A 17,145-nucleotide genomic window follows, 5' to 3' on the forward strand; every position below is an offset into this window, starting at 1 on the left:
CCGGATATGTGCTCGGGTGTTGTGCCATACAAGAACCCTCTCTTCGGCCTGAGACCGGCCCAGGACCGGCCCAGGACCGGCCCAGGACCGGCCGAGACCGGCCCACGACCCGCTCAGGACCTCAGGATGAAGGGATCCCCGGCGGGCTCCTCACTGGTGTTGATCCAGACGCTCTTCAGCCGGGTGTACTCGCGGATCACCTCCGTGCCGTGCTCGGTCCCCATCCCACTGGTCTTGAACCCGGCCCGGGGCGACATCGGCGACATCGAGCGATAGGTGTTGGCCCACACCGTCCCGGCCTCCAGCCGGGCGGCCATCCGGTGCACCCGGTTCACATCCCGGGTCCACACACCCGCCGCCAGGCCGTACGCGGAGTCGTTGGCGATCGCCAGGGCCTCCTCCTCGGAGCCGAAGGGCATGACGGTCGCGACCGGTCCGAAGATCTCCTCCTGGCAGATCCGCATCCCGTTGTCGGTGCCGGTGAAGACGGTGGGGGAGTAGAAGTACCCGTCGAGACCCGTGTCCGGCCGCCTGCCGCCGCAGACCACCTTTCCGCCCTCGGCCTGCCCCAGCTCGACATACGACTCGACCTTCTCCAGCTGCTCGGCGAGGGCCAGCGGGCCGAGCTCGGTGGTCTCCTCCAGCGGATCGCCGACGCGGATCGTGGCCGCCCGCGACGTCACCCGCTCCAGGACCTCGTCGTACGCCTCCCGGTGCACCAGCACCCGGCTCCCCGCCACACAGGTCTGACCCGCGGCCGCGAAGATGCCCGCGATCACCCCCATGGCGGCCGACCTCAGATCGGCGTCCGGGAAGATGATGTTGGGCGACTTCCCGCCCAGCTCCAGCGTGCAGCTGATCAGCCGGTCGGCACAGGTACGGGCGATCCGGCGGCCGGTCCCGCTGGAACCGGTGAAGGTCACCTTGGCCACGGCCTCGTGCTCGGTCAGCGGCGCGCCCGCCTCCGGGCCGTACCCGGTGACCACATTGACGACCCCCGGCGGGAACCCCGCCTCCTCGAAGAGCGGCGCGAGCGCCAGCAGCGAGGCCGAGGTGTGTTCCGAGGGCTTGACCACCACCGTGTTCCCCGTGGCCAGGGCCGGGGCCAGCTTGGTGGCGGTGAGCAGCAGCGGGGAGTTCCAGGGGGTGATGGCACCGACCACGCCCACCGGTTCGCGCAGGGTGTAGTTGAGCAGCTCGCGGCCGGCCCCGGGGATCACCTCGCCCTGGATCTTGTCGGCGAGTCCCGCGTAGTAGTAGAAGTACTCGGGCAGCCCGGCGAGTTGGGCCCGCATCTCCCGCAGTAGCTTGCCGTTGTCGAGGGTCTCGGTACGGGCCAGCCGCTCCGCGTGGTCACCGATCAGATCGCCCAGATTCCGCAGCAGCCGACCGCGCCGGGTCTGGCTCAGATCGCGCCAGCGCGGATCCTCGAAGGCGGTGCGGGCGGCGTCCACCGCACGGTCCACGTCGGCGGCGGTGCCGCGCGCCGCCTCGTACCAGGGCTCGGCGGTGGCCGGGTTGACACTGGCGAAGTAGCCGCCGTCGGCGGGGGCGGTCCACTCGCCCGCGATGTAGTGGTCATGGCGCGGCAGAGGGTTCATGAGCGGTGGGACTCCTGTCCGGTATGGGATCCGGTGTCGGCTCCGGTACCGGTTCCGGTACGGGCTCCGGCGTCGGTTCCGGTAGCGCTTCCGGGGTGGGCTCCGGTGTGGGTGAGGATCACGTCGGCGAGTTCCCGGGGGCGCTCCAGCGGCAGCAGATGGCGGGCGCCGGGCACGATCACCGCCCGGCCGCCGGGGATCCGCCCGGCCAGCCGGTGCGACATGGCCGGGGTCGAGCCGGGATCCCGCTCGCCGGTCACCGCCACGGTGGGGGCGGCGATCCGGGGCAGCCACCGCCACAGCCCGGTGTCGGCCGTCGCGAAGACCCGGTAACACGCGAGGTAGGAGGCCCGGTCGTGGGCCAGCAGGGTGTCGAGCACCCGCTGCGCCAGACCGGGGTCCTGGGCCCGCCAGGCGGGCGAGAACCAGCGGTCGACCGCCGCCCGCGCGGACGCCCCGAAGTCCTCGGCGGCCAGCTCCTGGCGGCGGGCCACCGCCGCCCGCTCCTCCTCCGACCGCCCCGCGACCGAGCTGACCAGGGTGAGCGAGGCGGTGAGGTCCGGCCGGTCCAGCCCCAGCCGCTGGGCGACCAGGGCCCCGAGCGAGAAGCCGACGATATGCGTGGGGCCGCTCAGCAGCGCCCCGACGTCCGCGGCCAGCTCGGCGAGGGACACCCCGGCCGCCGCGGCCGGGGAGGCGCCGTGGCCGCGCAGATCGACCAGCGTCACACGGTGCCGGGCGGCCAGCGCGGGCAGACAGCGGTCCCACATGCGGCGGTCGAGCCCCACGCCGTGCAGCAGCACCATGGGCGCTCCCGTGCCATGGGACTCATGGGCGAGCGCCACCGGCGGCCGGGCCCCCGCCGGGTCCGGCCCGCAGGGAGCGCCCGCCCCCGGCGCCCCGCCGGGAGTCCGCACCGCCTCCATGCCGCTCACCGCTCCGTCGACAGCGGGGCCAGCCGGGCCTGTGGGCGGCCCTGGGCGGCCGCCGCGAGCCCGATGACGATCTCGTCGGCGCGCGGTCCGTCCGCCACCCGGACCTCGATGCTCTGGTGGTGCGAGCGGATGGTGGCGTCGGTGATGTGCTTGAGCGGAATGTCGAAGACCGTCCCCGCGGCGGCCCGCTTCTCCACGGCCGGCAGCAGGGTGGTCGCGTTCGCCGCCCGGCGGAAGTGATCGCCGAACTTCAGGGTGTGGATCAGCGCGGAGCCGTGCTCGACCTCCCCGTCGAGCCCCACGATCGCGGCCTTGCCGTACGCCTCCACCGGCGCGTCCAGCGCCTCGACCACGCGGGGCGCCAGCAGCGCCCCCAGCTTCGGCGCCACCTCGTCGATCCCGGGCAGCAGATCCGCCACAAAGCCCTGACCGGCCCACGGGTTCTCGATGACGGCGAGCACCACCGCTGTACGGGCCGGCGGGTCCACCGGGCGGCCGCCCTCGCTGTGGATGTCCTCGGTGAAGGTGATGATCTTGCGGATGTTCACGTCACGGTCTCCAGATCGTCCAGATCGGCGAGGCGGATGAGGGGGTCGGTGGCGCGGTCCCCGATCCGGGCGTTCGGGCGGGGGCCGGACGCCCCGGCCGCGATGACGACGATCTCGTCCGGGCGGGGCGCGTCGGGGATGCGGATCTGGCAGGTCTGGTAGTGCGAGCGGGTCGCGGCCGCGGTCTTGTGCCACAGCGGCACGGTCAGCGGCTCACCGGCGGGAAGCCGGTCGTCGCTGAAGACGATGATCGAGGTGCCCTCGGTCAGCTCGCGGAACACATTGCCGAAGAAGGGGGTGTGGATCAGCGCGCCGCCGTGCTCGATCTCCCCGTCAAGGCCCACGATCGCGGCCTTGCCGAAGGACTCGATCCGGTCGACCCCGCCCAGCGCCTCGCTGATCCGGCCGGTGAGCAGCCGGGCCAGCCCCGGTGCGATCCGCTCCACCTCGGGCCCCAGATCGGCGACGAGGCCGCCACCGGCCCAGGGGTTGTGGATCACCGCGGCCGCCGCGACCCGGCGTACCGGCACCGCGACCGGGCGGCCGAGCTCCAGCAGCAGCTCATCGGTGACGGTGACGACCTTGCGCAGCAGCGCCTCAGCCATGACCGCCGCCGGTGGTGAACTGCGGCATGACCTTCTCGGCGAACAGCTCCAGGCTGCGCATCGCGTTGCGGTGCGGCAGACCGGGGTGGGTGGTCCACAGCAGCAGATGCTCCAGGCCCACCTCGTCGCGCAGCTCGGCGATCTTCTCCGAGACGTATTCGGGGGTGCCGACCAGCAGATTGCGCCGCTGGAGGAAGTCGAAGGACAGCTCATGGGCGTCGGTGAGCTCCTCGCCCGCCTCCATGAGGTTGCCCAGTCCCCGCCAGTGCATGATCCACCGGTAGGTGGTCATCAGCGCCTCTTCGAATTCGGCGCGCGCCTGCTCCATGGTGTCCGCGACATACACATCGCGCACCAGACCGATGCCCTCGCCCAGCGCGTACTCGCGCCCCGCCGCCTGGCTCGCGGTGTCCCGGTAGAGCTCGAACCGCTCCCCCAGCGCGGAGACCGGCGGCAGCCAGAAGAGTCCCTGGACGCCGTCCGCCGCGGCGGCCTTGATCGAGCGGGGGCTGTCGATGACCTGCCACAGCGGAGGATGCGGCCGCTGCAGCGGAAACGGCGTGACCTGCATTTTCGTGATGACCCCGGCCTCGGTGTACTCCGGGGTGGCGGGGGAGAGGGGGTGGTTCCACTTCACCCCGGGGGCGGGGAAATCGTAGAAACGGCCCTGGTGCGAGAAGAACTCGCCGCTCCACGCCTTGCGCAGGACCTCCACCGTCTCGTCGTACAGCGCGCGGTTCTGCTCCTGGTCGCGCGGATCGGCCAGGGCGTTGAGGTTGAGCGCCTCGCGGCCGTACAGCCCCCGGCCGAGGCCGACCTCGACCCGGCCCCCGGAGAGCTGGTCGAGCATCGCGATGTCCTCGGCGAGCCGCAGCGGATGCCAGAAGGTGGCGATCGAGGCCGCCTGGCCGATCCGGATATCTGTCGTACGGGCGGCGATGTCCGCGCCCATCAGCACCGGGTTCGGGGTGATCTCGATCGCCTCGTGCCCGAAGTGGTGCTCGGTGTACCAGGTGGACCAGAAGCCCGCCCGGTCCGCGGTGACCGCGAACTCCCGGGCCTCCGCCATGACGTCGGCGTACTCGCCGAGACGGCCCGGGGCACCGAGATTGTGAAATATCGAGAAGCGCATGCAGCGTCCGTCCTGTTCTTCCGGCTCACGCTGTGCCATGGCAGGGAGGCTAGGAGTCCGATTCTGGGCCCGTCAAGGGCCACGGCCGAGACAACAACTATTGACCTGTGTCTTTGCTGCTCGGACGGGTCTTGCCGGCCCATTTCCGCTTCATTCATCCCCAGGTGTTGACAGCGACTGATGGCCCTTTCTACGGTCCTCTGCCATACAAGAGCTGAGTGAGGGAAGACGTCATGACGCATACTCTTGACCGCACCGCCCGCATCCGCTCCACCTGGCGGGCCGTCTGGGACCAGGGCCAGGTCGACGCGCTCGACCAGTTGCTCAGCCCCGGCTATGTGCGCCGCCGCGGCCCCGCCGCGGCACCCCAGGACCGGGAGCAGTTCAAGGAGTCCGTCCGCGCCATCCGCCGGGCCTTTCCCGATCTCCGTACCGAGATCGAGGAGATCGTCGAGGAGGGCGAGTCGCTGGCGATCCGCTGGCGCAGCACCGGCAGCCACACCAACGACTTCCTCGGAGTGCCGGCCACCGGCAGGCCGGTCGAGGTCTCCGGCGCCACCTTCACCCGCTTCGACCACGGTGTGGTCAGCGAGGAGTGGGTGACCTGGGATCCCCGCCAGCTACTGGAGGCGCTCGGGATCATCACCACCACCCAGCGAGCGGCCGTCGACGCCGATCTGGTCCGTGGGGTGCACCGTAAGTTCATCACCGGCGTCACCGTCGTGACCTGCCAGGACGACGGCAGGCCCCGGGGTCTCGCGGTGAACGCCTTCGCCAGCATCTCGCTGGATCCGCCGATGGTGCTGGTCTGCGTGCAGCGCACCTCCACCACCCACCCCGCGCTGCACCGGGCAAGCCATCTGGGGATCAACATCCTCGCCGCCGGCCAGCTCGATGTGGCCAAGACCTTCGCCTCCAAGGCGGACGACAAGTTCGCCGATCTGGCCTGGACCGCCGGTGAGTTCGGCGCCCCGCTGATCGACGGGTCCTGCGCCCAGCTGGAGGTGGAGATCGGCGAGCGCCTGGAGGCCGGCAGCCACACCGTCTTCACCGGCCGGGTGGTCTCCGCCCGCCATGCGGAGCCGGCCCCGCTGGTCTACGGCGGCGGCGGTTTCTTCGACATCTCGCAGACCGCGCCGCTGCCGTGGTGAGACGCCGCCGCCCGGGTCCGTACGCCCACCGGTTCCCCCTGACGTCCACTCCTCCCGTCCCAGGAGCACGCCCATGACCCACGACGACACGGCGCCGGTGTACGGCAGCGCGGTCACCAAGGTGGAGCCCTTCGGGGTCGACCACATCCCCGACAACGAGCGGCACGGCAAGCCCAGTTCGCAGTTCTTCGTCTGGTTCGCCGCCGGTCTCAACTTCCCCATCATCCTGCTCGGGTTCAGTGCGGTCGGGCTCGGTCTCAGCTTCGGCGCCGCCGTCGCCGCGATCGTGGCCGGCGCGGGTCTCGGCTCGCTGCTGATGGCCGTGATGTCCCGGATGGGCGTACGGCTGGGGGTGCCCCAGCAGATCCAGGCGCGTGGCCCGCTCGGCTTCTTCGGCAACTTCCTCCCGGTGGCGTACATCAATGTGTTCGCCGGGGTCGGCTGGGCCGCCGTCACCGTGATCCTCGGCGGCAAGGCCATCGCCGAGCTGACCCATCTGCCCTTCTGGGTCTGTGGGTTGGTGCTCACCCTGGTCGAGCTGGTGGTGTCCATCTACGGCTACAACATGATCAATTTCCTGCAGCGGGTGCTGACCTATGTGCTCACCCCGCTGTTCGTCATGATCACGGTGGTGGCCCTGGTCCGGGGCGCGGGCACCTTCGACGCCGATCCGAAGGCACCGGACTATGTGGGCTCCACCGGCGGCTGGATCACCTTCGGCGGCTGGTTTCTCTCCTTCCTGGTCGCCTGGGCGCCGTTCGCCTCGGACTACTCGCGCTATCTGCCCGACTCGCCCCGCGTGGTGAGCCGCACCGCCTGGTACACCGGGCTCGGCAACTTCGTCACCATCTGCTGGCTCGGCATCCTCGGCGTGCTTCTGGGCTCCAACGCCACCAGCACCGACTCCATCACCGCCCTGCACCAGCTGACCGGGCCGTTCGCCATCCCCGCCCTCGTCGCCATCGGGCTCTCGGCGCTCGCGCAGAACTTCCTCAACGTCTACGGCGGCGCGATCTCCATCCAGACGCTGAAGGTGCCGGTCACCCGGACCCAGGCCGTCACCCTCATCTGCGCGCTGGCGTACGGGATCAGCCTGTGGGGACACGCCGGGATCGAGGACAAGTTCTCGGTGTTCCTCAACCTCACCGCGTACTTCATCGCGCCGTTCGCCACCGTGCTGCTGCTCGACTACCACCTGGGCGGCCGCTCCGACCCGGGCCGGATCGCCGAGCTGTACGACCGCGGACGGGTGCTCTCCTGGGGCTTCGTCGCCTGGGCCGGCGGGGTGGTGGCCTCGGTGCCGTTCTGGCAATCCGACCTCTACACCGGGGCGTTCGCCGCGGCGCATCCGCACGCGGGCGATCTGAGCATGTTCGTCGCGGCGGCCGCCGCCGCGGTGCTCTATCTGCTGACCTACCGGCTGCGGCCACTGTGGACGCGGGACGTTCCCGCCACGACCGAACCGCGGCCGGAGAAGACGGCGGCGGTGGCGGGCTCCTGACCGCCCGGCGGTGAACCCCCCGGGGCGGGCGGCGTCACGACGGAGCCGCCCGCCGCCGAGGTGGGGCCCTCAGCGGCACCAGGGTTTGTCGTCAAAGGGAGCGGGGTGTCCCCTTTGGTGACAGGCCCTAGGATGCGGTGGATGGCGGCAGACGCGGGGGACGACGACAAGGCGCTGGAGCGGATCATCGCGGTCCGGGCGCGGGAGTACCGGCAGGCGGCCGGGGCGTCGGTGGGTGGAATGGCCCAGCGGGTGGGCATCTCCAAGGCCATGCTGTCCAAGATCGAGAATGCCCAGACCGCCTGCAGCCTCACCACCCTCTCCCGGCTCGCGCGCGGCCTGGGCGTGCCCGTCACCGCGCTCTTCCGCGGGATGGACGACGAGCGCGAGGCGGTTTTCGTCCCGGCCGGCCACGGCGCCCGCATCGTGCGCCGCGGCACCCGGATCGGCCATGAGTACGCCCTGCTCGGTGCCCTGCGCGGCAGCAACAAGCGGATGGAGGCGCTGGAGGTCACCCTCACCGAGTCCAGCGAGGTGTTCCCGCTCTTCCAGCACGGCGGCACCGAGCTGATCTACATGCTCGACGGCGTCATGGTCTACGGCCACGGCAAGTCCAGCTACACACTGGGGGCCGGTGACGCCCTCCAGTTCGACGGCGAGGCGCCGCACGGCCCGGAGAAACTGATCACCCTGCCCATACGGTTTCTGACCGTGACGGCCTTTGGCGACACCCCGCACCACTGACCCATCCCATCCCATCCCCTCCCCGGCCCGCTATCGCCTCCGGCGGGAGGGTGCGGGGCGCTCGGCGGGGGCGGGGTCGATACAGCGCGACTGGGCGTGTTCGTAGACCATCGTGCTCTGCACATCCGCCACCTCACGGCGCTCGGTGAGGCGGTCGATGACGAACGCGTACAGCCCATTGGTGTCCGGCACCGCCACATGGATGAGGAAGTCATGGGCGCCGGAGGTGACGAACAGGCCGATGGTCTCCGGAAGCTGGGCGGCCCATTCCCGGAATCCCTCGATGACCGGCCGGGACGGCGGGCGGATCCGCACCGAGATCAGCGCCTGGACGGGGCGGCCGACCGCCTCCAGGTCGACGGCGGCGTGATAGCCGCTGATGATGCCGCGCTCGCGCAGCGCCCGGACCCGCTCCAGGGAGGTCGACGGCGAGACCCCCGTCCGCTGGGCCAGCTCCCGGTTGGTCTGGCGTGCATCGTTCTGCAGCTCCCGCAGAAGAGCGCGGTCCAGTGCATCAAGTTCCACGAAAGCGCTCCCTTGCCTGACGAAATTCGGCGGGCCGTGCCGCGGCACGGATGGATGGGTACCGTCCACCTCATCCACCACATTAGCCATCGACAAGGAGTGCCGCTCGTGTCCGTTCCCCGGCTCACCGACGAGGATGTCCGCACCGATCAGTCCACCCGGCAGGCGAAGCTGAAGTGGGTGATCGTCGTGGCCGAGGAACTGCCGGCGGGCCGGGCGGTGAACGCCGCCGCCTGCATGGCCGCCGCCGTCGGCCGGGCCATGCCGGAGCTGCTGGGGCCGGACGGCACGGACGGGTCCGGCGCCGGCCACCCGGGGCTGCCGTGGGCCGGCTGCTCGATCCTGGCCGCCGGCCCGGAGACGCTGCGCGAGCTGCGCACGAAGGCCGCCGGGAAGGACGACCTGTACCTCGTCGACATGCCCGGGCAGGCCCAGACCTCACGGGTCTACGACGAGTACCTCGACAGCCTGGCCGGCACCAAGACCGAGGACCTCGACTATCTCGCGCTCAGCATCATCGGCCCGCGGAACAAGGTGAGCAAGCTCATCGGGAAGCTGCCCCTGCTGCGCTGACCCCCGCGCCGCCGGTCGCGGCCGGATCGCCCAGGGCGTACGGGGAGAGGATGTCGGCGATGGCCCGGTTGCGCGGGGTGGCGACGCCCAGCTCGGCGCCGAGGTCGGCCACCGCTCCGCTGAGCCAGCCGAGTTCGAGGCGGTTGCCGTGCAGCAGGTCGTTGTGCATGGAGGACGTCATCGCGGCGGGCAGCGTGTCGCAGAAGGCGAGCCGGTCGTCGGCGAAACCGGGGTCCAGAGCCACCCCCTTGGCCCGTCCCACGGCGACCACCTCGTGCATCACCTCACGCAGCAGGGCCCGCGACCCGGGATTCCCGCGGACCACCCCGATCGGCTGCCGCACCGCCGATGTCGTCCCGGAGAGGCCCACCAGGAAGACGAACTTCTCCCAAATGGTGCGCTCGATGTCGGCGCTGATCTCCGCGTCGATACCGGCCGCCACAGCGCGGTCGAGGAAATCGCGGGCGCGCGGGGACTCCGTACGGTCGTACTCCCCGAACACCAGCCGCTGCAGCGTGCCGTTGTGCACCACCACCCCGGGCTCCTCGATGAACGCCGAGATATAGCCGACCCCGCCGAGGACGGACCCGGCCGGCAGATGGCGGCGCAGCACCGTGTCCTTCTGGACCCCGTTCTGGAACGACACGACGGCGGCGCCGCCTTCGGCGAGGGGCGCCAGCTGCCGAGCGACGTCCTCGGTGTCCCACAGCTTCACCGCCACCATGACGAGGTCCGGGGACTCGAGGTCGGAGATGGCCGGCACCACCGCCTCGGACGGCACCCGCAGCTCGCCCAGCGGGCTGCGCACGGTCAGCCCCTTCTCCCGGATCGCCGCGAGATGGCGGCCCCGTGCCACCAAGGTGACATCGTCACCCGCGGCGGCGAGCCGCGCGCCGAAGTATCCGCCGACGCCACCCGCGCCGATGACCGCGATCCGCATGATGTGCCCTCACCTCAGCCGCTTGGTAACCCTTCAGACGGTTACTATATGCGGATGGATTCCTCGACGGAGCCGGTCCCGCGGCCGCGGGTGACCGCCCGGCTGCGGGCCCTGCGCTTCGACGCCGGCAGCCTCGCCCTGAATCTCCTCGCGACCCTCGGGCGGCGCGGCAGCACCCCGATCGAGCGCCTCGGCACCCTCGACCGGCTGCGGGAGTGGTGCGACGGCGTCGGGCTGCGGCTCCACGACGAGGCCGTCACTGACGAACTCCTCACCGAGCTGTGGACGCTGCGCGAAGCGGCCTACGACGTGGTGGTGGCGGTGGTCGACGGCCGGGCGCCGTCGGATGTGTCCGTGGCGCTGCTCAACGACCGGGCGCGCCCCGCCCCTCCGCAGCCGCTGCTGATAGCCACCGGCACCGGCGTCGGGATCGACGGCGCCGATCGCCCCCTGTCCGGGCGGGAGCTGCAGTCGGCCGTCGTCCGCGACCTCATCGCGGTGCTCGGAGACCCGGAGCGGCGCGGGGCGCTGCGGGTGTGCGACGCCTCGCTGTGCACGATGATCTACCTCGACCACACACCGGGCGGCAGGCGCCGGTGGTGCTCCATGCGGCTGTGCGGCAACAGCGCCAAGGCCGCGAAACACCGCGAGCGGCGGGCGGCCGCCGCCCCGGCCGGCTCCTGACGCCCCGGCGCTCCCAGGGCCGTTGTTTTCGGTGCGCCGCCCGGGGCACCCGAGGTGGCCGGAGGAGTGCCGATGGCCGATGAGAGCGACACCGACCCCGCACCGAAGCGACGGCGCCCGGGACGGGCGTGCGACGCCGGGGGAGTGGCGGCCGCCGTCGCGCTGACCGTGGCGACCGGGGCGATGGACGCGATCAGCTTTCTGGCGCTGGGCGGGGTCTTCACCAGCGTCATGACCGCCAACCTCTCCCTGCTCGGCATGTCGACCGCCTCCCTGGACGCGACGCTGGCCCGGGACACCGCGGTCGCCATGGCCGGATACATCGTGGGTGCGCTGCTCAGCGGCCGGATCGTCCGCGGCCCCCGGCCCGCCTGGCGCGCCCGCTGCGCGCTCACGGTGGAACTGCTCGCGCTCGGCGGGCTCTGGGCGGCGTGGGCGGCCACCGGCGGCCACCCCTCCGGCGGCCGGCAACTGGGGCTGCTGGCGGTGGCCGCGCTCGCGATGGGCGGGCAGAGCGGTCTGGTGCGGGCCGTCGGGCCGCCCGGCTTCTCCACCACCTATCTCACCGGCGTCCTGACCGGGCTGCTGGTCGACGTGGCGCGCAGCGGCACGGTGGGTCGGCTCAGCATGGCGCTGCTGGGGGCCCTGGTGGTGGGTGCCGCTGCGGGTGGGCTGCTGGTGGCCCATGCGGCGCGGGCCGCGCCCGCCCTGCCGACCGGGCTGGTGGCCCTCGTACTGCTGGCCTCCCTGACCTCGCTGGCCCGGGACGCCGAGGGCCGTCTGTGGCCGCACGCCGAGTAGGCCGCCCCAAGTCTGTTACTCCCCGGGGCGGTTGACCGGCGATTCCTCTTCCAGCGGGGCGTCATCCGATGCCAGACTCGGTCCGTGACCGACTTTGACATGCTTGTGATTGGGTCCGGACCGGGCGGCCAGAAAGCTGCCATCGCAGCCGCCAAACTCGGTCGCCGGGTGGCCGTCGTCGACCGGAAGGAGATGGTGGGCGGGGTCTCCCTGCACACTGGAACCGTTCCGTCGAAGACCCTGCGCGAGGCGGTGCTCTATCTCACCGGACTGACCCAGCGGGATCTGTACGGCCAGAGCTACCGGCTCAAGGAGGACATCACCGTCGCCGACCTCACGGCCCGGACCCAGCATGTGGTCGGCCGTGAGATGGACGTCGTCCGCAACCAGCTCTCCCGCAACCGGGTCGCGATGTTCCCGGGCACCGGGCGGTTCGTGGACGACCACACCGTGGCCGTCACGGACGCGACCGGCCAGGAAGAGCTGCTGACCGCGCGGCATATCGTGATCGCCACCGGCACCCGCCCGGCCCGCCCCGCGAGCGTGGAGTTCGACGAGCGGACGATCATGGACTCCGACGGTGTCCTCAACATGGAGCGGGTGCCGCGCTCCATGGTCATCGTGGGCGCCGGGGTGATCGGCATCGAGTACGCCTCGATGTTCGCCGCCCTGGGCAGCAAGGTCACCGTGGTCGAGCAGCGCGAGGGGATGCTGGACTTCTGTGATGTCGAGATCGTCGAGGCGCTGAAGTACCGGCTTCGGGACCTGGCCGTCACCTTCCGCTTCGGCGAGACCGTGGCCGCCGTCGAGCGCCATGCGCGGGGCGCCCTGGCCGTCCTGGAGAGCGGCAAGAAGATCCCCGCCGACGCGGTGATGTACTCCGCGGGGCGCCAGGGGCTCACCGACGGGCTGGACCTCGGCAAGGCGGGGCTCACCGCCGACCGGCGGGGCCGGATAGCGGTGGACGAGCACTACCGCACCGCCGTACCGCATATCTACGCGGTCGGCGATGTGATCGGCTTCCCGGCCCTGGCCGCGACCTCCATGGAGCAGGGCCGCAGCGCGGCGTACCACGCCTGCGAGGAGCCGGTGAACCCGATCCACCATCTGCAGCCGATCGGGATCTACAGCATCCCGGAGATCAGCTTCATCGGCCGCACCGAGGACCAGCTCACGGACGAGAAGGTGCCCTTCGAGGTCGGAGTGTCGCGCTATCGCGAGCTGGCCCGGGGCCAGATCGTCGGCGATGCGCACGGCATGCTGAAGCTGCTGGTCTCCCCGGAGGACCGGCGGCTGCTCGGGGTGCACTGCTTCGGCACCGGCGCCACCGAGCTGATCCATATCGGCCAGGCCGTGATGGGCTGCGGCGGCACCGTCGACTATCTGGTGGACGCGGTGTTCAACTATCCGACCTTCGCCGAGTCGTACAAGGTCGCCGCGCTCGACGCCACGAACAAGATGCGCGAGATCGACCACCTGCGGGACTGAGTCCCGGCCCGCCTCCGCGCCCGCCCCGAATATCCCTTTTTGGGATACTGGGAGGCAGATCGGGAGGAGGGCTCAGATGACCCGCGCAGTCGGTATAGACCTGGGTACGACGAACTCGGTCGTATCCGTCCTGGAGGGCGGCGAGCCGACCGTCATCACCAACACCGAGGGGACCCGGACCACCCCCTCGGTGGTGGCCTTCGCCAAGAACGGCGAAGTGCTGGTGGGCGAGGTCGCCAAGCGCCAGGCGGTGACAAACGTCGAGCGCACCGCGCGATCGGTCAAGCGCCACGTGGGCGAGGACCGCTGGCGGTTCCCGGCCACCGGCGACATCGACGGCAAGCGCTACACCGCGCAGGAGATCTCCGCGCGGGTGCTGCAGAAGCTCAAGCGCGACGCCGAGGCGTATCTCGGCGAGGACGTCACGGACGCCGTGATCACCGTCCCCGCGTACTTCAACGACTCCCAGCGCACCGCCACCAAGGAGGCGGGCGAGATCGCCGGGCTGACGGTGCTGCGGATCATCAACGAGCCGACGGCCGCCGCCCTGGCGTACGGGCTGGACAAGGAGAACGACCAGACCATCCTGGTCTTCGACCTCGGCGGCGGCACCTTCGATGTCTCGCTGCTGGAGATCGGCGAGGGGGTGGTGGAGGTCAAGGCCACCAACGGCGACACCCACCTCGGCGGCGACGACTGGGACCAGCGGATCGTGGACCATCTGGTCTCCCGCTTCAAGGGCGGCTACGGCGTCGATCTGGCCAACGACAAGATGGCGGTCCAGCGGCTGCGCGAGGCGTCCGAGAAGGCCAAGATCGAGCTCTCCGCGGCCAGCGAGACCACGATCAACCTGCCGTACATCACCGCGTCCGACGCGGGCCCGCTGCATCTGGACGAGAAGCTCACCCGCTCGCAGTTCCAGCAGCTGACCGAGGACCTCCTGGAGCGCTGCAAGGCCCCCTTCCACCAGGCGATCAAGGACGCCGGGATCAAGACCTCCGATATCGACCATGTGATCCTGGTCGGCGGCTCCACCCGGATGCCCGCCGTGACCAGCCTGGTCAAGGAGCTGACCGGCAAGGAGCCGCACAAGGGCGTCAACCCGGACGAGGTCGTGGCCATCGGCGCTTCCCTGCAGGCCGGTGTCCTCAAGGGGGAGGTCAAGGACGTCCTGCTGCTGGATGTCACCCCGCTGTCCCTCGGTATCGAGACCAAGGGCGGCATCATGACCAAGCTGATCGAGCGGAACACCACGATCCCGACCAAGCGCTCGGAGGTCTTCACCACGGCCGAGGACAACCAGCCGTCGGTGCAGATCCAGGTCTTCCAGGGCGAGCGCGAGATGGCCGCGTACAACAAGAAGCTCGGGATGTTCGAGCTGACCGGCCTTCCGCCGGCCCCGCGCGGGGTGCCGCAGATCGAGGTCGCCTTCGACATCGACGCCAACGGCATCATGCACGTCTCCGCCAAGGACCTCGGCACCGGCCGGGAGCAGCGGATGACCGTCACCGGCGGCTCCGCGCTGCCGAAGGACGACATCGACCGCATGATGCGGGAGGCCGAGAGCTACGCGGAGGAGGACCACAAGCGCCGCGAGGCCGCCGAGACCCGCAACCAGGCCGAGGCGCTCGTCTACCAGACCGAGAAGCTGCTGCGGGACCAGCCCGACAAGGTGCCGCAGGACGTCCGGCAGGAGGCCGAGGCGGCGGTCGCGGAGCTGAAGGGGACCCTGGACGGCGAGGACACCAACGCGATCCGCGAGGCCACCGAGCGGACCGCCGCCGTCGGGCAGAAGATCGGCACCGCCATCTACGCCCAGGCCCAGCAGTCCGCCTCGTCCGGCGGCGGAGCGAGCGGCTCGGCGGCCGGCTCCTCCGGTGACGGCGGGGGCCAGGCCCACGCGTCCGACGAGGAGGTCGTGGACGCGGAGATCGTCGACGACGAGAAGACCGGGGACGAGAAGGCCGGGGGCGAGCGGCCGCAGGGAGGCGCCGGCTGACCGCCACCGCTTCCCGGGGCCTGACGCTCACTGCGGCCCGAGCGTCACCGCCCCCTGACCCTCACTGCTTTCTGGGCGGCTCGCCCCGTGGCGCCGAGACCTCTACCAGCTCCGAGCGCCCCCTTGCGTTCAGGTGCAGGATGGGGATGGCCTTGTTGCGCGGATTGCCGTTGTTCTGGAACGAGATGAAGCCGCTCGCCCCCGCCACCTGCTGACGCCCGTCCATCTGGTGGAACATCCGTGCCACCGCGTCCCCCGACACCTCGCCCTGCCAGCCCGCCGCCATCTGGATGCCATGGGCGGCGGCGAGCACCGCGTCATGCCCCATGATGGCCTGGCCGTCATAGCGCGGATCGCCCGGGAACCACTTGTCCATCGACCCGCCCGGCTGGAAGTGGCCGGCCGAGGGACCGGAGACATGGAGGGGGTCCTGCCGCCACATATCCGGGTGCGCCAGACCCGTGTAGAGCACCCGCACCCCGCTGTCGGCGGCGTGCGCGAGCTCCTTGGCGGTGAGGTTGGAGGTGTCGTCACCGGTGATGACGGTGAACTTCCGCTCCTGGCAGGGCCGGTTGGCGAGCGAGTCCAGGAACCGGGTGAGGTGTTTGCCGCGGCCCGCGAAGTAGACCACCTCCGGCTTCTGGTCGCACAGCTGCCCCGGCATATAGCGCAGCTCGTTCTCCCAGGCGCTGCGCACCGAGGAGTCATAGGTCATCCGGTCCGCCACCAGCCGATGGCCCTTGGTGTCCTGGAAGACCTCGGTGAAGGCGTCACCCAGCGTCTTGGCGTAGTAGTTGCTTCGCGCGGCGTCCTGGACGACCACCGCCGTACGGACCTTCTGCTTCTTCAGATAGGCGGAGGCGGCGTACGCCTCGTCCACATTGGTCGGCGAGACCCGGACGAACCCCTTTATGCCCTCGATGTTGGTGGCCGTCATGGTGCTGGCCACCAGGGCGAGCCCGCGGTCCGACAGCCGCCTGAGCGCGCTCAGGCTCCGATCGGTGCTGGGGCCGAGCCCGGTGACCGCGACCAGCTTGTCGCGGTCGGAGGTCATCCGGTCGATCAGCTCGTCGACGGTGTGCTCCCAGTGGGCCGCGCTGCTCCCCACATTGGCGATCAGCAGCTTGATCTTGGGGGAGGAGGAGAGATCGCCGCGGTTGTGCCGGTACTGCGCCAGATATGCGCCCTCGAGCTCATGGCGGACCGACTCCTCGGAGTTGCTGTCGTCGTCGGTCAGGGTGAAGGAGGTCATATAGGCGACGCTGACGTACGGCTCCTTGCCGGTGTTCTCCTCCACCCGGTCGTTTTCCGCCTTGATCTTCTTCTCCACGGACTTCAGATGGTCCGCGAAGACATACGAGCCGTCGGTGACCCCGACGCACTCGTGGTCGTCGCCCTTCTCGACGACGCCGTCGCCGCACCGCGCCCGCTTCTCTTCGATCCATTTCCAGGTGAGGGGGACCGCCACCGCGAGCAGCGCGACGACGAGCACGCCGATCACCACCCGGCGCACGATGTGCAGCGGCCATTCCAGTCTCGGCACGGGCCTCACCCCTCGCCCGCGCTCGTCAGCGGATGGCGCCAGTGGCGGTACCGCTCCGCCTCGTTGAACAGGGCCACGATGTCGTTCCTCCGCAGTCGTGAGAGCTGGTTGAACCCGTCGGCGATCATGTCGTTCAGCCGCATCGCGGGGTCGGCCAGCGGATCGCTCCACACCCAGCGCACCGTGATCAGCTCCCGGATCACCGAGGCGGTGGTGACCGCCTCCGGGGGCTCCTCCGGGGCGAGGCCGGCGAGCAGCTCCAGCGGTCCGCCGGCCTGGCCCAGCCGGTTGGGCGCGGCCGTGATCGTGTTGAACTCGCTGATCCACTGCGCCGCGGGCACCGCCGGGAAGCGCGCCACCAGATACCCGGTCACC

General features: G+C 70.8%; 16 protein-coding genes. 8 read left to right on the forward strand and 8 right to left on the reverse strand.

Features of this window, described 5'->3' with window-relative positions:
- Nucleotides 1-113: 113 nt before the first annotated feature.
- From BLV72_RS34260 to BLV72_RS34280, 5 genes are read right to left on the reverse strand one after another with little or no spacing between them, the layout of a single operon-like run.
- A complete protein-coding gene (locus BLV72_RS34260) occupies nt 114-1,601 on the reverse strand; it encodes an aldehyde dehydrogenase (RefSeq protein WP_093467227.1) in 1,488 nt (495 codons plus the stop codon).
- Nucleotides 1,598-2,527 carry an alpha/beta fold hydrolase gene (locus tag BLV72_RS34265; protein ID WP_244321467.1) on the reverse strand — a complete coding sequence of 310 codons (930 nt, stop codon included), beginning with the start codon at nt 2,525-2,527 and terminating at the stop codon, nt 1,598-1,600. The genes BLV72_RS34260 and BLV72_RS34265 overlap by 4 nt, the downstream gene beginning before the upstream one ends.
- A 5-nt stretch (nt 2,528-2,532) precedes the next feature.
- Nucleotides 2,533-3,084 (reverse strand): amino acid synthesis family protein, encoded by a 552-nt coding sequence (locus BLV72_RS34270; RefSeq protein ID WP_059144615.1) that lies wholly within the window; start codon nt 3,082-3,084, stop codon nt 2,533-2,535.
- Nucleotides 3,081-3,689, reverse strand: coding sequence for an amino acid synthesis family protein (locus tag BLV72_RS34275; RefSeq protein WP_093467230.1), 609 nt, complete (start codon nt 3,687-3,689; stop codon nt 3,081-3,083). The genes BLV72_RS34270 and BLV72_RS34275 overlap by 4 nt, the downstream gene beginning before the upstream one ends.
- Entirely contained in the window at nt 3,682-4,860 is a 1,179-nt protein-coding gene (locus tag BLV72_RS34280) for an LLM class flavin-dependent oxidoreductase (RefSeq protein WP_244321144.1), read from the reverse strand. The genes BLV72_RS34275 and BLV72_RS34280 overlap by 8 nt, the downstream gene beginning before the upstream one ends.
- Nucleotides 4,861-5,054: 194 nt before the next feature.
- Here BLV72_RS34280 and BLV72_RS34285 point away from each other — a divergent pair, with 194 nt between their 5' ends.
- From BLV72_RS34285 to BLV72_RS34295, 3 genes are all read left to right on the forward strand, one after another.
- Nucleotides 5,055-5,972, forward strand: a complete 918-nt coding sequence (locus tag BLV72_RS34285; RefSeq protein WP_093467233.1) for a flavin reductase — start codon at nt 5,055-5,057, stop codon at nt 5,970-5,972.
- Nucleotides 5,973-6,045: 73 nt separating this feature from the next.
- On the forward strand, nt 6,046-7,473 hold the full coding sequence (locus BLV72_RS34290) for a purine-cytosine permease family protein (protein ID WP_093467234.1): 1,428 nt from the start codon (nt 6,046-6,048) through the stop codon (nt 7,471-7,473).
- Nucleotides 7,474-7,614: 141 nt separating this feature from the next.
- Nucleotides 7,615-8,217, forward strand: a complete 603-nt coding sequence (locus tag BLV72_RS34295) for a helix-turn-helix domain-containing protein (protein ID WP_093467236.1) — start codon at nt 7,615-7,617, stop codon at nt 8,215-8,217.
- A 30-nt stretch (nt 8,218-8,247) separates the two neighbouring features.
- Here BLV72_RS34295 and BLV72_RS34300 read toward each other — a convergent pair whose 3' ends face one another.
- Nucleotides 8,248-8,742, reverse strand: coding sequence for an Lrp/AsnC family transcriptional regulator (locus tag BLV72_RS34300; protein ID WP_093467237.1), 495 nt, complete (start codon nt 8,740-8,742; stop codon nt 8,248-8,250).
- Between the two features lie 108 nt (nt 8,743-8,850).
- Between BLV72_RS34300 and BLV72_RS34305 the strand changes: the two genes are divergently transcribed.
- A complete protein-coding gene (locus BLV72_RS34305) occupies nt 8,851-9,315 on the forward strand; it encodes a DUF2000 domain-containing protein (protein WP_093467239.1) in 465 nt (154 codons plus the stop codon).
- Here the strand turns inward: BLV72_RS34305 and BLV72_RS34310 are convergent.
- Nucleotides 9,287-10,255, reverse strand: a complete 969-nt coding sequence (locus BLV72_RS34310; RefSeq protein ID WP_093467240.1) for a ketopantoate reductase family protein — start codon at nt 10,253-10,255, stop codon at nt 9,287-9,289. The two genes, BLV72_RS34305 and BLV72_RS34310, sit on opposite strands and share 29 nt — an antisense overlap.
- A gap of 54 nt (nt 10,256-10,309) precedes the next feature.
- Between BLV72_RS34310 and BLV72_RS34315 the strand changes: the two genes are divergently transcribed.
- From BLV72_RS34315 to dnaK, 4 genes are all read left to right on the forward strand, one after another.
- Nucleotides 10,310-10,939, forward strand: coding sequence for a CGNR zinc finger domain-containing protein (locus BLV72_RS34315; protein WP_093467242.1), 630 nt, complete (start codon nt 10,310-10,312; stop codon nt 10,937-10,939).
- A 72-nt stretch (nt 10,940-11,011) separates the two neighbouring features.
- Nucleotides 11,012-11,740: a YoaK family protein gene (locus BLV72_RS34320; protein WP_093467243.1), complete on the forward strand. Its 729-nt coding sequence runs from the start codon at nt 11,012-11,014 to the stop codon at nt 11,738-11,740.
- An 84-nt stretch (nt 11,741-11,824) separates the two neighbouring features.
- A complete protein-coding gene (gene sthA / locus BLV72_RS34325; protein WP_093467245.1) occupies nt 11,825-13,228 on the forward strand; it encodes a Si-specific NAD(P)(+) transhydrogenase in 1,404 nt (467 codons plus the stop codon).
- A gap of 76 nt (nt 13,229-13,304) precedes the next feature.
- The gene (gene dnaK / locus BLV72_RS34330) at nt 13,305-15,227 is read left to right on the forward strand and encodes a molecular chaperone DnaK (RefSeq protein ID WP_093467246.1); all 1,923 of its coding nucleotides are present in this window, start codon (nt 13,305-13,307) and stop codon (nt 15,225-15,227) included.
- 61 nt (nt 15,228-15,288) lie between these two features.
- Here dnaK and BLV72_RS34335 read toward each other — a convergent pair whose 3' ends face one another.
- Nucleotides 15,289-16,770 (reverse strand): ABC transporter substrate-binding protein, encoded by a 1,482-nt coding sequence (locus BLV72_RS34335; RefSeq protein WP_093467248.1) that lies wholly within the window; start codon nt 16,768-16,770, stop codon nt 15,289-15,291.
- Between the last annotated feature and the right edge of the window lie 375 nt (nt 16,771-17,145).

The organism is Streptomyces melanosporofaciens (assembly GCF_900105695.1).
In the GTDB taxonomy this organism is placed as follows: Bacteria; Actinomycetota; Actinomycetes; order Streptomycetales; family Streptomycetaceae; genus Streptomyces; species Streptomyces antimycoticus.